The organism is Bradyrhizobium sp. Ken64 (assembly GCF_055807555.1).
Genome location: NZ_JBVVPA010000003.1, coordinates 322,217 through 336,389 on the forward strand (window position 1 = coordinate 322,217; position 14,173 = coordinate 336,389).

15 protein-coding genes are annotated in these 14,173 nt (G+C 63.9%); 7 read left to right on the forward strand and 8 right to left on the reverse strand.

The features are described from left to right. The first annotated feature begins 14 nt into the window (after nt 1–14). Nucleotides 15–1,271, forward strand: coding sequence for an O-antigen ligase family protein (locus AC0L2F_RS07365; protein WP_473247975.1), 1,257 nt, complete (start codon nt 15–17; stop codon nt 1,269–1,271). On the opposite strand, the gene AC0L2F_RS07370 is transcribed toward AC0L2F_RS07365, so the two are convergent. Beyond that, nucleotides 1,240–1,716: a MarR family transcriptional regulator gene (locus AC0L2F_RS07370; RefSeq protein WP_050992708.1), complete on the reverse strand. Its 477-nt coding sequence runs from the start codon at nt 1,714–1,716 to the stop codon at nt 1,240–1,242. The genes AC0L2F_RS07365 and AC0L2F_RS07370 overlap by 32 nt on opposite strands. Before the next feature lie 146 nt (nt 1,717–1,862). Between AC0L2F_RS07370 and AC0L2F_RS07375 the strand changes: the two genes are divergently transcribed. Beyond that, nucleotides 1,863–3,059 (forward strand): FAD-dependent monooxygenase, encoded by a 1,197-nt coding sequence (locus tag AC0L2F_RS07375; RefSeq protein WP_473247976.1) that lies wholly within the window; start codon nt 1,863–1,865, stop codon nt 3,057–3,059. A gap of 93 nt (nt 3,060–3,152) precedes the next feature. On the opposite strand, the gene AC0L2F_RS07380 is transcribed toward AC0L2F_RS07375, so the two are convergent. Beyond that, nucleotides 3,153–3,626: a MarR family winged helix-turn-helix transcriptional regulator gene (locus tag AC0L2F_RS07380; RefSeq protein ID WP_473247977.1), complete on the reverse strand. Its 474-nt coding sequence runs from the start codon at nt 3,624–3,626 to the stop codon at nt 3,153–3,155. 117 nt (nt 3,627–3,743) lie between these two features. On the opposite strand from AC0L2F_RS07380, the gene AC0L2F_RS07385 reads away from it, so the two are divergent. Continuing rightward, the gene (locus AC0L2F_RS07385; protein ID WP_473247978.1) at nt 3,744–4,250 is read left to right on the forward strand and encodes a hypothetical protein; all 507 of its coding nucleotides are present in this window, start codon (nt 3,744–3,746) and stop codon (nt 4,248–4,250) included. On the opposite strand, the gene AC0L2F_RS07390 is transcribed toward AC0L2F_RS07385, so the two are convergent. The 3 genes from AC0L2F_RS07390 to AC0L2F_RS07400 are packed head-to-tail and all read right to left on the reverse strand — an operon-like array spanning nt 4,201 to nt 7,000. Continuing rightward, entirely contained in the window at nt 4,201–5,379 is a 1,179-nt protein-coding gene (locus AC0L2F_RS07390) for a saccharopine dehydrogenase family protein (protein ID WP_473247979.1), read from the reverse strand. The genes AC0L2F_RS07385 and AC0L2F_RS07390 overlap by 50 nt on opposite strands. Nucleotides 5,380–5,393: 14 nt before the next feature. Further along, nucleotides 5,394–6,176, reverse strand: a complete 783-nt coding sequence (locus AC0L2F_RS07395) for a DUF169 domain-containing protein (protein WP_473247980.1) — start codon at nt 6,174–6,176, stop codon at nt 5,394–5,396. 56 nt (nt 6,177–6,232) lie between these two features. Further along, the gene (locus AC0L2F_RS07400) at nt 6,233–7,000 is read right to left on the reverse strand and encodes a YdcF family protein (RefSeq protein ID WP_473247981.1); all 768 of its coding nucleotides are present in this window, start codon (nt 6,998–7,000) and stop codon (nt 6,233–6,235) included. Nucleotides 7,001–7,185: 185 nt separating this feature from the next. On the opposite strand from AC0L2F_RS07400, the gene AC0L2F_RS07405 reads away from it, so the two are divergent. The 3 genes from AC0L2F_RS07405 (at nt 7,186) to AC0L2F_RS07415 (ending at nt 9,074) form a co-directional block, all read left to right on the forward strand. Then, nucleotides 7,186–8,127, forward strand: a complete 942-nt coding sequence (locus AC0L2F_RS07405) for an acetamidase/formamidase family protein (protein ID WP_063996106.1) — start codon at nt 7,186–7,188, stop codon at nt 8,125–8,127. Nucleotides 8,128–8,323: 196 nt separating this feature from the next. Next, a complete protein-coding gene (locus AC0L2F_RS07410) occupies nt 8,324–8,521 on the forward strand; it encodes a hypothetical protein (RefSeq protein ID WP_007603456.1) in 198 nt (65 codons plus the stop codon). Between the two features lie 73 nt (nt 8,522–8,594). Further along, nucleotides 8,595–9,074: a GcrA family cell cycle regulator gene (locus tag AC0L2F_RS07415; RefSeq protein WP_035974168.1), complete on the forward strand. Its 480-nt coding sequence runs from the start codon at nt 8,595–8,597 to the stop codon at nt 9,072–9,074. Nucleotides 9,075–9,366: 292 nt separating this feature from the next. Here the strand turns inward: AC0L2F_RS07415 and AC0L2F_RS07420 are convergent, their stop codons facing one another. Beyond that, nucleotides 9,367–10,845, reverse strand: coding sequence for a porin (locus AC0L2F_RS07420; protein ID WP_007611060.1), 1,479 nt, complete (start codon nt 10,843–10,845; stop codon nt 9,367–9,369). 399 nt (nt 10,846–11,244) lie between these two features. Here AC0L2F_RS07420 and AC0L2F_RS07425 point away from each other — a divergent pair, with 399 nt between their 5' ends. Further along, nucleotides 11,245–11,751 (forward strand): MarR family winged helix-turn-helix transcriptional regulator, encoded by a 507-nt coding sequence (locus AC0L2F_RS07425; RefSeq protein ID WP_007611061.1) that lies wholly within the window; start codon nt 11,245–11,247, stop codon nt 11,749–11,751. A gap of 10 nt (nt 11,752–11,761) precedes the next feature. Here the strand turns inward: AC0L2F_RS07425 and AC0L2F_RS07430 are convergent, their stop codons facing one another. Next, nucleotides 11,762–12,874, reverse strand: a complete 1,113-nt coding sequence (locus AC0L2F_RS07430; protein ID WP_473247982.1) for an alpha/beta hydrolase family protein — start codon at nt 12,872–12,874, stop codon at nt 11,762–11,764. 271 nt (nt 12,875–13,145) lie between these two features. Continuing rightward, entirely contained in the window at nt 13,146–14,117 is a 972-nt protein-coding gene (locus AC0L2F_RS07435; protein WP_473247983.1) for an SDR family NAD(P)-dependent oxidoreductase, read from the reverse strand. Nucleotides 14,118–14,173: the final 56 nt, after the last annotated feature.

Below are 14,173 nucleotides of genomic sequence, written 5' to 3' on the forward strand. Positions count from 1 at the left end.
CGAATGAGCGTGTGATGGCGTATGCGGCAACAGCCGGGGAGATGAATGCAGCGGTTCGCGCTGCGCCCGGCGTGCTGGCCCTCCAGCGCGCGCTGGTATGGCTGGTCGGCGCCTCTGGCGCGATCGTCTTCATCGAGCCGAGCCCCTACGAGATCGTGACGCTGCTGGCCACCGTCACCTTCTTCGCCACCGGCCTGCGTCTGCGGCTCGCTTTGATGCCACTGGTGCTGATGCTGGTCCTGCTCAACATCGGCTACACCATCAGTGCGATCCCGTTGTTCGAGCAGTCCGAGGTCGTGAGCTGGATTGCGACCTCCTGGTACATGGCGGTGACAGTCGTGTTCTTCGCCATGGTCACGTCGGAGGACACCGCGGCCCGGCTCGACATGCTCCGCCGCGGGCTCGTTGTCGGCGCGATGGTCGCCTCGCTCTCGGCGGTCGCCGGCTACTTCCACCTTATTCCCGGCGGCGACGACCTCCTCACGCTGTACGGACGCGCGCGCGGCACCTTCAAGGACCCGAACGTGCTCGGGGCCTTCCTGATCCTGCCGGCGCTGTTCTCGCTGCAGAGCGTCGTCTCCGACAAGGCCGGCAAGGCGTTCCGCAACGTCATCGCCTTCGGCATCATGTCGCTGGCGATCCTGCTCGCGTTCTCCCGCGCCGCCTGGGGCGGGCTGGTGCTGACATCCGCCTTCATGCTGGCGCTGATGGTGCTGACCAGCCGGACCAACGCGCAGCGCTCGCGCATCATCGTCATGGCGATCCTGGCGGCGGTGCTGGGCCTCGCGCTGATCGCAGTGTTGATGTCGTTCGATTCCACCGCCGAGATGTTCAAGCAGCGCGCGAGCTTCGACCAGAGCTATGACGAAGGCAGGTTCGGCCGGTTCGGCCGGCACATCCTGGGAGCGGAGATGGCACTCGACCTGCCGTTCGGCATCGGCCCTCTGCAATTCCACCGCTTCTTTCCCGAGGACACCCACAACTCCTATCTCAACGCCTTCATGTCGGGCGGCTGGCTGTCCGGCATCTGCTATCCCGCGCTGGTCTTCACGACCGTCATCATGGGTGTCAGGCACATCTTCGTGCCTGTGCCCTGGCAGCGCGCTTATCTCGCGGTGTTCTCCGCCTTCGTCGGCACCGTCGGCGAAAGCTTCGTGATCGATACCGACCACTGGCGGCACTTCTGGATGATGCTGGGCGCGATGTGGGGCATGATCGCGGCGGCGCAGATCTACAAGTCTAGGGCTGGCGACGAAGTTTCTTCAGCTTGAGATCGGGGCGTTTCTCCGGCGGCGTGTCGAGCAGGCCCTTCAGCGCCGCGGTTGCCGCAAGCACACCCTTGTAGCCCTCATTGGCGAAGCGCAGCAGCAGACGCAATTCCTGGTCGGAATAGCCGCCAAGAACCTTCTCCATCGCCCGCTGCATCGGCACGTAGAACTGGCCCAGCCTTTCTATCGCCTCCGGCACGACGGCAATGAAAACCTTGCGACGATCGGCATCGTCGCGCTCACGACGCACCAGGCCTGCCTTTTCGAGTCGGTCGATCACCCCGGTGATGGCGCCGGTCGTGAGCCCCGTCACTTCGGCGAGCCGGCCGGCGGTGACGCGGCCTTCGAGATACAGGATGTCCATGCATTCGAGGTCGGAATTGGCAATTCCGGCAACGTTCGCAACGGTCTGGCCATAGAGCACGCCCTGCGCGGACGACCTGCGCATCGCCTCCTCGAGCTCCTGCAGCAGCGCAGCGCGCGCCTTCGTCCTTGACAAGGCCGACCTCATCTCTTAGTCGATATATATCTTAGTCACTAAGATATTTAGCGACCATAATTCTCCTAGCACCACGGAAACGTCGGGAGCAAGCGATGTCCTATCGTCCCCGCAAGGCCCTGATCATCGGCGCCGGCATCGCCGGCCCCGTCGCGGCGATCCTGCTGCGCCGCGCCGGCATCGAGTCCGCGATCTACGAGGCCTGGCCCTATTCGAAAGGCATCGGCGGCGGCCTTCAGATCGCGCCGAACGGCATGCAGGTCATGGACGAGATCGGCCTTTCGAACGAGCTGATCAGCCGCGGCTCGATCGCGGAATCGTTCGACTTCTATTCGCAAGCCGGAGAGAGGCTCGGCTCGATCAACCGCGACATGGCGCGGCGCTTCGGCCAGCCCGCGGTCAATGTCTGCCGCGCCACGCTGAACGAGATGCTGATCGACAAGGCCTGGTGCGCATGCGTTTCGCTTTATTTCGAGAAGCGCCTGATCAAGATCGAGGATCGCGGCGACCAGCCGATCATCGCCTACTTCGCCGACGGCACCACGGCCGAAGGCGACTTCCTGATCGGCGCCGACGGCGTACACTCGGTCGCGCGCCGCCAGGTGGTGCCGGACGGGCCGCAGCCGTTCGACACCGGATTGATCGGCTTCGGCGGCTTCGTGCCGCACGCCGTCCTCGACTGCCGGCCCATCGGCCGGAACGTCGAGACCACGTTCGGGCAGAGCGGCTTCTTCGGCTACGGCTATTGCAGCCCCGATCCGGACGACGGCGTGATGTGGTGGAGCACGCAGCCGGCGCACGGCATGGACGCGGCGATGTTTCGCGCGCTCGACCATGCAACGCTGAAGCAGCATCTGCGCGGCTTCCACCGCGGCTGGCACGATCCGATCCCTGGCATCATCGAGGCAGCCGGGAACATCGTGGTCACCGACACGCTCGACGTCGCCACCCTGCCGACCTGGTCGCGCAAGCGCTCGCTGCTGATCGGCGATGCCGCCCATGCGACCAGCCCGCATGCCGGCCAGGGCGCCTCGCTCGCGCTGGAGGATGCGATGCGCCTCGCCCGGTTGATGCAGCAAGGCCAGGAGCTCGGCGCCACCTTCCAGGCCTTCGAGGCCGAGCGGCGCCCGCGCGCGGAAAAGATCGTCGCCATGGCCCGCCGCAACGGCAACAGCAAGCGCGAGTTCAGCGCCACCGGCGCGTGGATCCGCAATCAGATGATGAAATGGCTGCTGCCGCTCGGCGCAAAGGGCATGGATTTCATGTACGCGTACGATGCGCGGGCGGTGTAAGCGCATCAGGTCGAATCGTACTCGGCCTCGGCACGGGCGGCGCTAGAAGGACGCAGAGCGTCACCACATAGTCGATGTCGGCACGACGATTGATCAAGCCTCTGTAGCACTCTCTTGGTCTTCAAGCCTCTTGCGCAGCACCTTCATGAGGCGACCGGCGGTCCTGAGGTCTTCCATCGGCAGACCTTGCACGAGAGAGTTGATCCTGGGGTCATACAGGCGGATGGCAGCATCGTAAGTCTTCCGTCCCTTGTCCGTCAGCACCACAAGGTGGGCGCGACGGTGATGTGGATTGGGCTCAAACGTAACGAGCCCTTCCTGCGCCAAGTCATTGACGATGCGCTGAACGTTCTGGCGGTTCGCTCCGAGATCGCGGGCGAGCCACGCGACCGGCTGGGCGCGGTCCGCGGTTACGATCGCCCCCAGAATTTGCCAGCGGGCGCTGGTCAGACCGAGCGGAGCGACCAGTCGGTCTCCCCACGTCACGGTCAGGTTGTTGACCCTGAACAGATCGAGAATGAGGTCGGTCAAGACATCACCGGCCGGAGATCGCTTCGTAGCGCGCATATTGTCACCATGAATTTATTGACACCATCATGTCAATATGGTTCTTTGCATCATCAATATCGACACCATCATGTCACATTGAACAAGCTAGCCGTCCTCGGTCAAGGGAACCCAATTATGATCAGGGTGATTCATCCCATCGCTGGCGCCATCGCGCTTCTGACCATCTCGACGTTTTGGCTGTCGACCGCGCTCAGCGAGCTTTTCGCATCCCAAGCCGTCATCACCACCGTCAAGACGGCCATACCATGGGGCTTTCTTTTGCTGGTCCCGGCGCTGGCGGCGGCGGGCGGCATGGGCCTTACGCTGGCACGGGGTCGGCGAGCCGGCCTGGTCGGCGCGAAGATCAAGCGAATGCCGCTGATCGCCGGCAATGGCATCCTGGTCCTGGTCCCGGCCGCACTGTTCCTCGCACACAAGGCGAGCGCCGCCGAGCTCGATGCAGTCTTCAATGCAGTGCAGGCTGTCGAGCTTGCCGCAGGAGCTGTGAACATCACCTTGCTCGTGCTCAACACGCGAGACGGCTTGAGGATGAAAGGTCGGTTTCGCCGCCCGGGAGAGGCGAAGGTGACAGCTACTCCTCCACAGCGAACGTCAGCCCCGCGTTCTCGACCAGCCGCTTGATCAGCTTGTGCCGCATCGCCGCGCCCGGCGTCCAGAAGCCGGCTGCGACGTCGGTCGTGTCACGCAGCATGCAGATGGCGCATTCGGAGATCATCTTCGAGGTCGAGCCGTAGCCGGGATCGCGGTCGCCGGTGACGCCGGCGCGAACCATGCGGCCATCAGGTGCGATCGCGATATAGAGCAGATCGAATAGACCGTTCTCGCGCTCTTCCTTCGACGGCCCCTCGCCCGGCTTCGGTGCGTCGGGGCCGGTCTTGCCCGCATTGGCAGCCATCACGAGCTTGGCGTTGGCCTCCCCCTTCTCGCCGGGACCGGTCAGGACCATCTCGTCGTAGACGAAGTCCTGGCCGTAGGGAAATCCCATCAGCATGTTGGAGCGGTGAACGTTGCGCGTGTTGATCAGCGCCATCATGAACGGCGCCGTCCAGGATTGCAGGTCCTCCTCGAAGGCGGCCCTGTTGCCTTTCGGCTGCTTTGGGCCGCTGAAGCCGGGCGTCAGCGCAAAATGATCGTTGAGAATGGCGACAAGGCTGAGATCCTTCGCCACGGCGTCGAAGGTCGCCTTCGCGCTCGCGGCGGTGCCGCCCGAGAGCGTGCCGCGCATGTCGCGCACGCGGCCCTTCACCCGCGGGGCCGGCGCGCCGAAGACATTTTTGGCCTCTTCCTGGACGAAGAACGTACCGAGCTCGAACGGCACGGAATCATAGCCGCACGAAAACACGATCCGCGCGCCGCTCTCTTTTGCAGCCGCCTCGTACTTGTCGATCATCTGGCGCATCCAGATCGGCTCGCCGCAGAGATCGAAATAATCCGTGCCAGTGGCGACGCAGGCCGCGAGCAATTCCTCGCCGTAGAGCTGGTACGGCCCGACAGTGGTGATCACCGACATCGTCTGCTCCGCCATCGCCTTCAGCGAAGCAGCATCCGACGCATCCGCGACAATCAGCGCCGTATTCCCGGGCGCGCCGATCGCATCGCGCACCGATTTCAGCTTGCCGAGGCTGCGGCCTGCCATCGCCCATTTGAGCGAATGGTCGCTCTTGTAATGCTGGGTCAGGTATTCGGCGACGAGCTGGCCGGTAAAACCGGTCGCGCCATAGACGACGATGTCGAATTTCGCAGAGCTCATGGTCGGCCTTTGCTTTACTTCTTCGCGTAGCTCACGCCCATGCCGGCACGGACGTCACTTTGAATCCCATAGGGCGGGATCGGATAGCGCAGGCCGTTCTTCGCCAGCGCCTTCATGCCCAGAACCGCCTTGGCGAGATGTTCCGGCTTCAGGGCCATCAGCATCTCCTCGTCCGGCACGCCGCCATAGCGCCGTTCGGCATAGCATGGCAAGGACAGGCTGGGCTCGCCGCTCTTGAGCGCCCTGCCCCAGGAATCGGCGCAAGCGGTCTCGCCGACCACGCCCCATTCGAACTTCTTATAGCCGGTGTATTGCAGCCCGTTGATCAGGATGATCATCTGCCCCGGCGTCGCGTAGACGAGACAGATGTCCGGCGGATCGAGCCGGCCGCTCGACAGCGGACTGACCGCGAGCGCCTGATATTGCCCGAACGGAACCACGTCCAGCGCCTCCTGGCGCTTGCGTGCGTCCTCTGCCGTGCCGTGCCAGACCCCGACATAGTTTTCGCCGGCGAGCCATTTCTCGTCCTGCGGTGCAAGGCCGATCACCGCGCGGCATTGCGCGCCGACGAGATCGTCGGCCGTGATGCCGACGGTCCAGCCCAGACGCGCCGCCATGCTGACGATCTGGTCGGTGGTGTGGACCGCGTTCGGCCGCCGGATTTTCGGGATTGCCTCCATGTCCGCGGTGCGCGCGAACAGCTTCATGCCGATCACCGTGGTCTTCAGCCGCAGCAGGCCGTTGAGATCGGCGACGAGCCCGGCAAGATCGATGCTGTCTGCACTCTGCTGTTGCATGGCGTCCTCCCGGCCGGCAGTCGCGCGCCGGCGTTGTTATTGTTTCTTGAACGGTTCTAGTCCTTGGCCGGTCCCGGGAGCAACTCGCCAGTCCGGCCCATCAGGCGGTAGGCGACCAGCCCGATCCATTCGCGCATGGCGACCTCGGTTCGGCCGAGCCCGTCCGCGCCGACATTGGTGAACGAGAAGAGATCGTCACGCCCGCCCATTCGCCAGTCCACCGGATAGGCTTCGACCTCAAATCCCGCCTTGCGAAAGATCCCCATCGAACGCGGCATGTGAAAGGCCGAGGTGACCAGAAGCCAGCGTTCGCCCGGTTTGGGTGCCACCAATTGCCTGGTGAAGATGGCATTCTCGTAGGTGTTGCGGGAGTCCCGCTCGAGGGTCAGGCGCTGCTTCGCGATGCCCAGATTCTCCAGGATCGGCGCGGAGTAGTCGGCCTCGCGGGAGTCCGTCGAAACCAGGTTCGCGGTGCCCCCGGTGAAAACAACCCGCGTGTTCGGATAGCGGCGCGCGAGCTCGGCCGGCGCAAACAGGCGATCGGCCGCGTGCGCGACGATCGGCGTGCGGTGCGCCGCCGACAGATCGGTGTCGATCGAGCCGCCGAGCACGATGATGCCATCGGGCGCACCGCGCGACGGATCCCACGGCGGAAAACGCGACTCCAGCGGATAGAGCAAAAGGTTGCCGAGCGGCGAGAACGCGGCGAGTGCCAGCATGATCAGCGTGGCCGCGGCGAGCTTGCGACCGAATGCGGCAAAGCGCGTCGCCATCAGGACAACCGAGACGATCCCGAGCTCGATCATCAAGTTGATCGGCAGCACCGCGGCGCCGAGGGTCTTGGACAGGACAAAAAGCAGGGGAGCCTCGCTGGAATGATCGTGCCTGGTGCGCGCGGGCTTGACCCGCCCGTCGATCTTCAGAAAGCTTCTTGGAAGAGGATCGATTGCCTGGTCAAGCCCGGCCGTCGCTCATGGGAAGCTCAGAAACAACCGACCAGAGGCGGCCAATGACCCATCACCACCTGCATTCCAGCCCCGAGACCTGTCATTGGGGCTTCTTCGAGGCTGCGCTCAAGCCCGTTCTCACGATCGCGAGCGGTGACGAGGTCACGATCGACACCATCAGCGGCGGTCCGGACATGCTGCCCGACCCCAGCAAGTTTCACATCCCGCCCGAGATGCACGAGGTTCACGCCAGGAACGAGCGCATGCTGCCGGGCCATATCCTCACCGGCCCGATCGCGGTCGAGGGGGCCGAGCCCGGCGACGTGCTCGCGGTCGAGATCTTGGACGTCCAGCTCCGGCAGGATTGGGGCTGGAACATGATCAAGCCGCTGTCCGGCACGCTGCCCGACGATTTCCACGAGACGCGCATCCTGAACATCCCGCTCGACCGGTCGCGGATGGTCGCCCGCATGCCGTGGGGGCTCGACCTGCCGCTCAAGCCGTTCTTCGGCGTGATGGGAGTTTCGCCGCCTCCCGCCTGGGGCCGCATCTCCTCGCTGGTCCCGCGCGCCATGGGCGGCAATCTCGACAACAAGGAGCTTGGCGCGGGTGCGACGCTGTACCTGCCGGTGTTCGTCCCGGGCGCGCTGTTCTCCTGCGGCGACGGCCATGGCGTGCAGGGCGACGGCGAGGTCTGCGTCACCGCGATCGAGACCGCGCTCCAGGGCCGCTTTCGCCTGACGCTGCGCAAGGACCTCAGGCTCGACTATCCCCGCGGCGAGACGGCGACGCACTACATGACCATGGCGATGGACCCCGATCTCGACCAGTGCGTGGTGCGGGCGCTGCGCGACATGATCGTGCTGCTCGGCGAGAGGCGCAATTTGTCGCGCGAGGACGCCTATACGCTGTGCAGCCTGGCGGCCGATCTGCGGGTGACCCAGACCGTGAACGGCTCCAAGGGCATCCATTGCATGATCGAAAAGGCGATCGTGCACGGCTGAGGCGACCTGCCCAAGCCTGACCGGTCGAAGCCACGCCGCCTGCCTGCCGCGCGGCTTGTCCGGTCATGCCTAATTTCCCTCGCGATTCCAACGGGCTGAACAAGCGCCGCAGCATGCATTTGACTTCTGCCTCCAAACCTAAATAGAGTCTTAATCGTAACTTTTATGTACCTGCGTATGAGGCTAGCGTTTAGGCATGGCCACCGAAAAAGCCGAGACTGACCGCATTCCCGTAACCTTGGCGCTCTCGACCATCACCTATCTGGAGAAGCTGGTGAGACAGGGCACCCACGGCACCAGCGTTCCCGGCGTCGCACGTACCTTGATCGAGGAAGGTATCCGTCTCGCCATCAAGGACGGACTTTTGTCGATTCGCGACAATGGCAGGACGTGAGCGCGCGCCGAACGTGAGGCGGACGGATCTCGAGAGGCGGATGGCCGACATCTGCAACCTGGGACCGTTACACATGCCTGTTCTCTCACCCACCTGGACCGACGAACGCATCGAACTGCTGAGGCAGCACTTCGAGGCCGGCCTCTCCTGCCGCGAGATCGCCGCCGACATCGGCGTCAGCCGCAATGCCGTGATCGGCAAGCTGTCCCGCCTCAATCTGACGCGCGGCCGGACCATCGACGACCGCAAGGTTCAGGACAGGGGCTCCGCGCCTTCGCGCACGTCGCGGACGGTGCCGCGGCTGCAATACGAAATGCTCGCCACGATCTATGGCGAGACCGGTGCGCCGATGGTCGCCGGTCCGATCGACGACGCCAATCGCTGCTCGCTGCTGGAGCTTGCCGAGAACCGCTGCCGCTGGCCGATCTCGACGCCTGGCGCGGACGATTTCTGCTTCTGCGGCAACTCCGCACCCGACGGCCAGTCCTATTGCGCCGGCCACAGCCGCCTCGCCTACCGGCCGAACTCGCGCGCGCGCGTCATGCGCGGCTAGAGTGATAGCCTGGAGCCATGTCCTAGAGCCATGTCCCAAAACGAAAAACCTCCGGCAGGGCATTGCCGGAGGTTTCTGGAGGTTTAGCATCAAGTCAGAGCCGCAACTTTCGTCATCGGCTGGGAGTTATATAGCTTAGTAACTCAGGTAAGTAAATAAGTTTGAGCCAGATCGAATCGCATGGCTCGTCTTCGCTGCCCGCACGGGCTGCCGGATTTTCCGAACGCCCCTCTTGTAAAAAAGCCCCGGCGGTTTCCCGCCGGGGTTCTCTGATCGATCCGCGAGACCGATGTTAGAAGTTGCGCTGGGCGCGCAGCAGCATGCTGACCGAGTTCTGGTCCTTCAGCTCGTACACGGCCGCCGGTTTCGCAGCGGTGGCAATGCCCGGGCTCGCAATGGAGCCGGAGTACTTCTGGTCCAGACGCGACCAGCTCAGGTCGGCAGTGAACGCCAGGTTCTTGACCGGAGTCCACACGGTGTTGACACCGACGACCGCGAAGTTGAAGTCCGGATTACAGGTCGCACCCGCGAGCGCGATTGCAGCGAAGTTGCCGCAGATCAGGCCCTTGCCGGCAGTGCCGTACTTCAGCTGGGCATAGCCACCGTAGACGGCGCTCGCCCAGTTCGGGCTCCAGTTGTGGGTATAGCCACCACGCAAGCCCCAGGTCTTGACGGTATCGATGCCGGTACCGGCACCGAAGACACCGTCGGAAAGACCGGCGAAACCGGTGCTCTGATACGCGGTGTCGCTACCGCTGAACATGAAGAAGCTCTGCGGAAACAGGCTCTGGAAGTTGTAACGGGTCGCACCGTCGGTGTAGACGGCCTGCAGGTTGATGTTGTCGCCCGCGCCGGTCGGGATGTTCTTGATCGACAAAGCGCCCTGCACAGCCCAACCCCACTTGTCGGAGGGATGACCGGTAACTTCCGTGGCGCCGTAGTAGCCGGCATGGAGATCATGCGCGGCAACCGAGAGCTGGGCCAGACCCCAGGCCTGGTCGACGCGGACCTGACCGATGATGTCAGGAGAACGCGTGCCACCCCAGGAGTTGGCACCGTAGACGCCCGTCACGAACTGAGCGGCCGTACCCGAGGACACGTTCCAGAGGTTCGACTGACCGTTGTTCGCAGACGTCTCATCCTGCAACGCGACCGAAGCGGTGATGCCCTGGCCGAAGTCGGCCGTGTAGGCAACTTGGTTCACACCGTTGGTATGGTTGCTGCCGCCCGGAATGGTGTCGGGACCGCCAGCCGGATAGCTCTGCCACGGGGCGTCGAAGATCGAGACCGTGCGGCCGAACGTGAAGCCAGCGAACTGGATGAACGCATGGTAGAGGCCGAGCGAGGCGGCGCCGCCAGTCGCGAACGTCGAGGGATTGCTGCCGGTGACCGTCGCGGAATCGTAGGTGAAGACCGCGTCGGCGTAGGTTCGCACCACGCCATACTCGGTCGCTGTGCGGGTGTCGACGTTGAAGTCGAAACGAGCGCGGCCGGTATAGTAGTTGGTCAGACGGTTGTTCGAGCCCGCGTTCGCGCCTTGCTGGAAGTTATAGTCGCCTGCACCGCCGAGGATCGCGTCAGCGCGCAGATAGCCGCCCAGCTTGATGCAGGTATCGGTGCCCGGCATGTAGTAGAATCCAGCTCCATACAGGGAGCAGATCTTGACGTACTCGACCGCCTTGGCCTTGACCGGAAGATCGGCCGCCTGGGCTCCACTGACGGCGATCAGACCCGCCGCAGTGCCGAGCAAAAGGCTCTTCACCACTTTCATATTAAAACCTCCAAGTTGCTCATGTTACGAAGACCGGACCGTCAGGCCCCCCAGATCCCCGTCTTTCAAATCCGCTCGGCCGCTTTGCGCACACACCCGCTTTCGATGCGAGGGACGTGGGCGAACCAGCTGCAACGGGACGATCGAGTACCCCCCACCGTCACGACGCAATATGCCTGCGCCGTTCACTAATCAAAATACCTTATTTGATAAGCTTTGTGGTTTCACTAAACCTGTGCCCCGTGCGCAACACCCCGGCAAAGCGATTCCGTGAGCTGATCATCTTTGTAGTTTTAGTGACAAAATTACCCTGCTCTGCACTTGCGTCAGAGCAGGCTTGCGTGGACTATGGCTTGCACGACACCGGCCGCATACAAATCAGATCACGGGAGTGACGCTGTGTCAGCGACGAGGAAAGAAGGGGCGCGCCTCCGCACCATCGGCAATCTGGATATCATCAGGCGCTTCACCTGGGAGATATCGTCGATCAACATGTATCTGGAGGAGCTGCGTCAGTTCTGGGCGAGAACGCTCGGCATCAGCGGCCCGCAATGGCTGATCCTGATGGCGATCTCCGACCTCGACAAGGACGACGGCATTCCGGTGAACGTCGTCTCGAAACTGCTCCACGTCGACCCGTCGTTCGTCACCACCCAGTCCAAGCTGCTCGAGAAGAAGGGCCTGTTGCGCCGTCGTCCCTCGCCGACCGACGCACGGGTGGTGCGGCTGTCCCTGACCGAGAAGACGCAGAAGCACCTGGCGAGCCTCAACGAGCAGTACAAGACGATCAAGGAATTCGTCTTCCAGGAGTTCGACGAGAAAGAGCTGACGGAATTCACCACCAAGCTCGCGATGCTGAAGACCCGTCTCGAAAAGGCCTGCGTCCGCCTGACCCTCGACTTCTGAGGCGACGTCCTCAGGTGCGCCGCGCGGCGCCAAGCCGGGATTCGAGCCAATCGAAGATGTATTCATTGGCAAGGCTCGGATTGTCCGCATGGCCCTGCGCCGCGCCGGTTTCGGCCGCGGTGAATACCTTCAACATGACATCCGAACTGCCGAGCCGGGACGTCTGCACGATCTGACGCGCCCGATCGGCCTTGAGCCAGCCGTCCTCACCGAGCGTGATCAGCACCGGACAGTCGGCGCTGGAGGCCATCAGCGGAGCATGCGGCACCGGAACGATGGAGACGTCGCTCATCGCGAATCGGCTGGCAAAGAAGGCTCGCTCGTGCAGGTCCCACAGGCCGCCATCACAGACGGCGGCGGCGAGCCGCGGCTCCTGCAACACCGCGCGCGCCACGAAGGACGACCCCCAGCCATCGGCGACGATCGCGACGCGCTCGAAATCGACCTCGCTGCACGTCTCCAGATAGTCCATGACGCACGGAATTGCACTCTCGAGGTCCCGGCGCCGCAACAGCGCGTCGAGATAATCGTCGCGCTGGTCGCCGAACAGGTCCAGCGCCAGCAGCGAGAAGCCACGCTCGCGCGCATGCGGCGCAAGCTTGAACAGAAACTCTTCCTTGCGGTGGCCGGGCTCGCCGATGCAGATCACGGTCGGCGCTCGCACGCGTCCCGACGGCGCGGGCAGGAAATAGCCCTGCAATGAATGGCCGTCGAGCCAGGGTATCGTCATGATTTCGCCGGCCGGATCGCGCGCGGCGAGGAAGCGGCGGGCGCAATCCTGCATCGCGAGGACTGCGACCCAGCGGCGCTCGTCCGCCTGATCGAGCGGCATCGCCGCCGCGCTGTAGTAATTCATGGCGCGGAGCCAGTTGCGCTGCGCGGTCGCCCTGTGACCTTCCGCGAACGCGGCCTCGGCACGAAGCCGATTGGCCTGCGCCAGGTTCTTCCACTCGCGATGCCAGGACTGGTCGTCGCCCCGCTTCAGCTGCCGCGCGATCATCAGGCATTCCGCGATCGTGGCGCCGCCCTCCTGGGCCGCGGTCAGGAGCCGCGTGAACTCAGCGGAGATGTCCTCTCGCTCCGGGCAAAGGGTCCAGTCGTCGGAGAGGCATGCGGGTATCATCGGGAGCTACGCTCTGGTCATCACCTTACACATGACTGACTAAACTATTTTGGTTCCCTGACCAAGCAGCCGTGCGCCGAATGAGAGCCGTTCGACATCACCATCGCTTGAACGAATGTGTCGCATGCGTGACACTCCAATTCGTCATGAGTGGCCAACTCTGGCGGGAAACGCCGACCGCGAACTGGCAAGAGGTGGCACGCGAAATTGCCTGCGCACCTCTTGCCATGATGAGCATCATACCTATATCGGCGCGCGCTCGGCGGCCGCCTCAGCCGAGCCGCCAGCCGACCTCCTGCGTGAAACTTTCGTAGAAGGCGCGGTCGTAGGCCTGCTCCGGCGTGGCGCGCACGCGCTCGTCGAGGCGCTTTGCGTCCTCGCCCACGAGAATGCGCCATTGCTCCGCCTTGACCCCGTCGAGGATGATCCTGGCGGCCTGCGCCGCCGTCGTCGGCGCGTCCTCGAGGAAGCTGCGGGCGCGCTCGGTGAACGCCGCCTGGATGTCCTCGTCCGACATCTTGTCGGCATCCGGCACGCCGGCCGCCACCATGCGCTTGCGGGTCAGCGCGACCTCGTCGGCATTGAGCCGCTCCGAACCGTCGGCGCTCTGCACCTTGCGCGAATTGGAGACGATCGAGGTGCCGATATGGCCGGGCATCACCACCGAGCATTTGACGTGCGGCGCGTGCAGGCGGAGGTCGTTGATCAGCGCTTCGGTAAATCCCTTCACGGCGAACTTCGCCGAGCTGTAGGCGGTGTGGGACTGGTTCATGCCGATCGAGGCCCAGAAGCCGTTGACGCTCGCGGTGTTGACGATGTGGGCCTCGTCGGCTGCGACCAGCATCGGCAGGAAGGTGCGGACGCCGAGATAGACGCCACCCCAGCAGATGTTGAAGGTGCGCTCCCACTGCTCGCGCGTATTGGTGAACAGGCTGCCGCCGCCGCCGATGCCGGCGTTGTTGAACAGAAGATGGATCCGGTCGGTCTTCTGCTGCTCGGCGAGCTCGTCGCGGAATCGCTTCAGATGATCCTCGATCGAGACGTCGGCGACATGGGTCGTGACGCGCAGGCCCTGCGGCAGCTTCTCGACCTCGCACAGCCGCCTGGTCTCGGCCATCGCGCCTTCCGAGACGTCGCACATCGCGACATTGCAGCCCTCGGCGACGAGCTGCCGCGCGAGCTCACGTCCCATTCCCGTGCCGCCGCCGGTGATGACGGCGATCTTTCCTGCAAAATCCTTCATGGGACTTTCGGCCCCTCCCTTGTCGGTATGTTTCTTCACAGCTCGCGCCGCGCGCA

Excerpts from the sequence above, each read along its gene's own strand:
- AC0L2F_RS07390 (WP_473247979.1), bottom strand. The coding sequence starts at position 5,379 with ATGAGCTCTGCGAAATTCGACATCGTCGTCTATGGCGCGACCGGTTTT.
- AC0L2F_RS07415 (WP_035974168.1), top strand. The coding sequence starts at position 8,595 with ATGCCTGTTCTCTCACCCACCTGGACCGACGAACGCATCGAACTGCTG.
- AC0L2F_RS07385 (WP_473247978.1), top strand. The coding sequence starts at position 3,744 with ATGATCAGGGTGATTCATCCCATCGCTGGCGCCATCGCGCTTCTGACC.
- AC0L2F_RS07420 (WP_007611060.1), bottom strand. The coding sequence starts at position 10,845 with ATGAAAGTGGTGAAGAGCCTTTTGCTCGGCACTGCGGCGGGTCTGATC.
- AC0L2F_RS07395 (WP_473247980.1), bottom strand. The coding sequence starts at position 6,176 with ATGCAACAGCAGAGTGCAGACAGCATCGATCTTGCCGGGCTCGTCGCC.
- AC0L2F_RS07435 (WP_473247983.1), bottom strand. The coding sequence starts at position 14,117 with ATGAAGGATTTTGCAGGAAAGATCGCCGTCATCACCGGCGGCGGCACG.
- AC0L2F_RS07375 (WP_473247976.1), top strand. The coding sequence starts at position 1,863 with ATGTCCTATCGTCCCCGCAAGGCCCTGATCATCGGCGCCGGCATCGCC.
- AC0L2F_RS07410 (WP_007603456.1), top strand. The coding sequence starts at position 8,324 with ATGGCCACCGAAAAAGCCGAGACTGACCGCATTCCCGTAACCTTGGCG.
- AC0L2F_RS07405 (WP_063996106.1), top strand. The coding sequence starts at position 7,186 with ATGACCCATCACCACCTGCATTCCAGCCCCGAGACCTGTCATTGGGGC.
- AC0L2F_RS07365 (WP_473247975.1), top strand. The coding sequence starts at position 15 with ATGGCGTATGCGGCAACAGCCGGGGAGATGAATGCAGCGGTTCGCGCT.
- AC0L2F_RS07380 (WP_473247977.1), bottom strand. The coding sequence starts at position 3,626 with ATGCGCGCTACGAAGCGATCTCCGGCCGGTGATGTCTTGACCGACCTC.
- AC0L2F_RS07370 (WP_050992708.1), bottom strand. The coding sequence starts at position 1,716 with ATGCGCAGGTCGTCCGCGCAGGGCGTGCTCTATGGCCAGACCGTTGCG.
- AC0L2F_RS07430 (WP_473247982.1), bottom strand. The coding sequence starts at position 12,874 with ATGATACCCGCATGCCTCTCCGACGACTGGACCCTTTGCCCGGAGCGA.